Genomic DNA, 967 nt, shown 5'->3' with positions numbered 1-967 from the left:
GACTGGTATATCGTGACTGGCCGAAATGAAGTAAAATTTTATCTTAAGAAAAATGAAACGTATCAAGTAGATTTGTAAAATGAAGGGGGAGCAAAGGATTGCTTCCTCTTCATTTTGGACAGTGAATACGTCAGTTTTAGGACAATTAGCGCCGTCAAGATCCAGACATTGTAGAACGTCATTAACACCATATGTGTAAGGGCAGAAAAACAAAATAAATTTCTCAAATACTTCGGCAATCATTTCAAAAGTTTCAAATAATGAATCCATTGGTTCAAAGTAAATACCAATTTTTCTATTATCAAATTGAATATCAGGATGTACCTTATTTTGGATTGACTGCTTATGTTGTAAAAATGATTCGTACCAATTTATTCTTTGCTTTTCAAAATACAGCTCTACAAATGCAAGTGACTTTGCATTATTCCATGAGCATCTAAATAGCAAACCACTTAGTCCCGCTCCGACTGTTAGCGTATAATCGTTTAAATTCATTTTCTTGTCGTAATGAAAGTTTAAATAGTATGGTATACGCTCACGAAGAACAGCTAACATCGCTCTTTTAACATCTTCCAGTCGTAACATATCGAATTGCGGTGCGCCTATTACTGGCGAGGCATTCTTTAAGAAATTACATGAAGTGTCTTTAGAAGCACGGTTAAGAACAGAAACTATTAACCACTTAATAAAAATAGCTAAAAAACATGATATTATTCAATAATTGGACTGTATAAAAAATACTGTAAGACAGCCACCAAACATTAGTGTTGTCTTACAGTATAAAAATTAGCATAATATTCTTTTATCATCCCTTATCGGGAACTTACTTTATAAAATTAATTGAGTCAATTTCATAATTTGAACCCTTAGTCTCGCAAGGTTTTCAAGGCACGAAAAAAGGAGTACCTCCCCAAAAGTCGAATGAGTTAAGTGACGAAACAAAACTACAGACTGGAGGAAGACTCCC

The 967-nt window shown here is 33.9% G+C and carries 1 protein-coding gene; it reads right to left on the bottom strand.

Features of this window, described 5'->3' with window-relative positions; translation table 11 throughout:
- Positions 1-585 (bottom strand): hypothetical protein (locus M3212_RS21680; RefSeq protein WP_251195977.1); only part of this gene is annotated, 585 nt, incomplete at its 3' end.
- Positions 586-967 lie beyond the last annotated feature (382 nt).

This window comes from Halalkalibacter oceani, from assembly GCF_023715705.1.
GTDB classification, from domain to species: Bacteria; Bacillota; Bacilli; order Bacillales; family Bacillaceae_D; genus Halalkalibacter; species Halalkalibacter oceani_A.
The sequence above is the reverse complement of the archived record's forward strand: the minus strand, read 5'-3'. Positions and strand labels throughout refer to the sequence as shown.